The sequence below is a fragment of the Rhodoferax sp. genome (assembly GCF_018063565.1).
Classification (GTDB): domain Bacteria; phylum Pseudomonadota; class Gammaproteobacteria; order Burkholderiales; family Burkholderiaceae_C; genus Rhodoferax.
In genome coordinates, this window is record NZ_JAGPBB010000170.1 from 1 (window position 1) to 3596 (window position 3596).

General features: G+C 62.0%; 3 protein-coding genes. All 3 read right to left on the reverse strand.

Going from position 1 to position 3596, the window contains the following annotated elements; genetic code table 11:
* A partial coding sequence (locus KBF66_RS19135) for a [protein-PII] uridylyltransferase (RefSeq protein WP_296661300.1) occupies positions 1–2137 on the reverse strand: 2137 nt, incomplete at its 3' end.
* Positions 2138–2169: 32 nt separating this feature from the next.
* Positions 2170–2979, reverse strand: coding sequence for a type I methionyl aminopeptidase (map, locus tag KBF66_RS19140; protein ID WP_296661302.1), 810 nt, complete (start codon positions 2977–2979; stop codon positions 2170–2172).
* A gap of 48 nt (positions 2980–3027) precedes the next feature.
* Positions 3028–3596 (reverse strand): HDOD domain-containing protein (locus tag KBF66_RS19145; protein WP_296661304.1); only part of this gene is annotated, 569 nt, incomplete at its 5' end.

Below are 3596 nucleotides of genomic sequence, written 5' to 3' on the forward strand. Positions count from 1 at the left end.
TCTGGTCAAAGTAACCACAAATGCGGGCAAACAGGTCTTGTGCATCCGGGGTGTAGACCATTACCTGCAGGCCTTCACCCACGGGCGACGGGCGCGCCCGCACGATGGGGTCTTGCCCACCCAGGTGGCGCGACAGCATGCGGGTGTGCCAGGCGATCTCAACCGCGTCGTGGCGCATGAAGTAGCCCACGTCCAGCGTCGCCCACAGCGCCTTGTGGGATTCGAACGGTTGCGTGCGCAGCGCCAATTCGACCAGTGCATCGCGTTGGCGCTCCTGCACCTCGGCGTGCAAATCGGGGGCGTGGCCACCCAGGGCGCGTGAGGTGGCACGGTACAGGTCTTCCAGCAGTTTGCCTTTCCAGGCGTTCCAGACCTTGGGGCTGGTGCCCCGGATATCAGCCACGGTGAACAGATAGAGTGCCGTCAGCGCACGCTCGCTGCCCACATGGCTGGCAAAGTTGGCTATCACATCGGGATCACTGAGATCAGACTTTTGCGCGATGCGGCTCATGGTGAGGTGTTCGCGCACCAGAAACTCGATCAAGGTCGCATCCTCACCGCTGATCTGGTGCTGCTGGCAAAAGCGCTGTGCCTCCAGTGCACCCAGCTTGGAGTGATCACCGCCACGGCCTTTCGCGATGTCGTGGTAGAGCGCCGCCATATACAGGATCCATGGCTTGTCCCAACCGCTGGCCAGCTGCGAACAAAACGGGTACTCGTGGGCGTGTTCGACGATGAAGAACCGTCGCACATTGCGCAGCACCATCAGGATGTGCTGGTCCACCGTGTAAACGTGAAACAGGTCGTGCTGCATTTGCCCCACAATGCGCCGAAACGCCCACAGGTAGCGCCCCAGCACCGAAGTCTGGTTCATCAACCGCAGCGCATGGGTAATGCCGTCGTGCTGCATCAGGATTTGCTTGAAGGTCTCGCGGTTGACCGGGTCATGGCGAAACGCACCATCCATCAGGTCACGTGCGTTGTACAGCGCCCGCAAGGTTCGCGCTGAGAGCCCCTTGATGCCGACATGGGTCTGGTAGACCAGAAACGTCTCCAGAATGGCGTGGGGGTCGCGCTGATACAGGTCATCACTGACCACTTCGATCATGCCGGCCTTGTCCAGAAAACGGTCGTTGAGCGGGCGCAGGTGGCGAATGGTGTGGTTCGACGGGTTGAGCCGCTCGTCGATGTTGAGCAGCAGGATCTGGTTGAGCTGCGTCACTGCCTTGGCCGTCCAGTAGTAATGGCGCATCAACTTTTCGCTTGGGCGCACCGAGGCGCGCTGGTCCACCGCCGGGTCGGGCACCTTGTAGCCAAACGACTGCGCCACGCTGGTCTGCAGGTCAAACACCAGCCGGTCTTCGCGTCGGTGCGCGAGCAGGTGCAGCCGGGCGCGGATCAGCCGCAAGATCGACTCGTTGCGTTTGATCTGACGCACTTCGAAGGCGGTGGCCAGACCGGCTTTGGCCAACTCGCTCCAGTTGGCGCCAAACCCGGCGGCCTTGGCTACCCACAGAATCATTTGCAGGTCGCGCAGACCACCGGGTGATTCTTTGCAGTTGGGCTCCAGCGCGTAAGGCGTGTCTTCAAACTTGTTGTGGCGCTGCTGCATTTCCAGCGTCTTGGCAATAAAAAACGCTCTGGGGTCCAGTGCCGTAAAAAACGCCTGCTGAAACTGCCCAAACAGGGCCTTGTCGCCGGTCACCAGCCGCGACTCGAGCAGGGCGGTTTGTACGGTCACGTCCTTGGCTGCCTCGACCAGGCATTCATCGACACTGCGCACGCTCGAGCCGATCTCCAGCCCCGCGTCCCAGCAACTGCCAATAAACCCTTCGATCCGTGATTTGAGCGCCGGGTCGGTCTCAGGCGACTGGTCGTTTGGCAACAGCAGCAGCACATCGACGTCTGAGCAGGGAAACAGCTCGTGGCGGCCAAATCCACCCACGGCCAGCAACGCAAACGGGGCGGTAAACCCGGCCTGCTGCCACAACACCTTCAAGGTGGCATCGGCCAGGTCGGAGAGCTGGTGCAAGGCCGCGTTGACGCCGCGGGTGGCCGCGCCGCTGTCGGCCAGTGACGACAACAGCGCCGCCTTGTCAGCACGGTAGCGGGCACGCAGGATGGTGGGGTCGATCATGGCGCAAACCTTGGGTGGGGCAAGGGTGTCTATCAAGCGGCGGGCTTGACGAACGCCGGGATGGGCGGACTGCTGGCTGACAGCGTGAGTACTTCATAACCCGTGGGGGTGACCAGCACGGTGTGCTCCCACTGCGCGGACAAGGACCGGTCTTTGGTGACGATGGTCCAGCCATCGCCCATTTCCTTGACCTCTTTGCGCCCGGCGTTGAGCATGGGCTCGATGGTGATGGTCATGCCCGCCTGCAGCCGGTCCAGTGTGCCGGGTTTGCCGTAGTGCAACACCTGCGGTTCTTCATGAAAGGCACGACCGATACCGTGACCACAAAATTCGCGAACCACGCTCAGACCCTGCGCTTCGGCAAAGGTCTGGATGGCGTGACCAATATCACCCAGAAAGGCCCCCTCGCGCACCTTGGTAATGCCGCGCCACATCGCCTCATAGGTCAGGTTGCACAAGCGCCGAGCTGCCACCGGCACCTCGCCGACCATGAACATGCGACTGGAGTCGCCGTGCCAGCCGTCCTTGATCACGGTCACGTCGATGTTGACGATGTCACCCTTCTTGAGGGGTTTGTCGTTGGGGATGCCGTGGCACACCTGCTGGTTGATGGAGGTGCAGATGGCTTTGGGGTAGGGGTTGTGGCCGCTGGGCGCATAGTTCAAGGGCGCGGAAATGGCACCTTGCACCCGGGTGGTGTAGTCATCGGCCAGGCGGTCAAGCTCATTGGTGGTGATGCCGGGCTTGACCAGTGGGGTCAGGTAGTCCAGCAGTTCGGCGGCCAAGCGGCCCGCCAGGCGCATGCCGGCAATGCCCTCGGAGTCTTTGATGGTGATGGTCATGGCGGAGGATTATCCCATTGGGGGTTTGACCCAGGGCCGGGCGCGGTTTCAGGCGCTGGGGGCGCTGTGGGTGGTGGCCCAGGCCCAATCCCAGGCTTGATCTGACAGCGCCAGCACCCTGTCCATGCCGCCCAGTTGCCCTGCCAGTGGATGCTGGTCGGACGGGTTTTGCGCCTCGATGTGCTGCGCCAGCTCGAGGTAAGGCCACCAAGGACCGCTTTGTTGCAAGGCGTGGCGCGCTGCCTCCGGCAAGGCCAAGAGCTGTAACACATCGTGTTGGCTGATGCCCAGCATAGGCCCGATCATCGACGCCAGACCCAGCGTAAACAGCTGACTCGGTGCATCGTCGTGCGTGGCCTGGCCGAGCAATTCCAGAAATCGGGCGCGCCAAAGCGTGACTTCTTGGGCGGCGCTTGCACTTCGGCTTTTTCCCGCGAACTGAAACAGCAACATCGAGAGCCAGCGGTAAAGCTCACTGCGACCCAGCATTGCCACCGCCTGTTCGATGCTGCCGTTGATTTCCAGGTGGGCAAAACTGGCGGTGTTGATGCGTTGCAGCAGGCGCACCGACAGGCCCACGTCACTTTTGATCTGGCTGACCAGCGCCGCATTGTCAG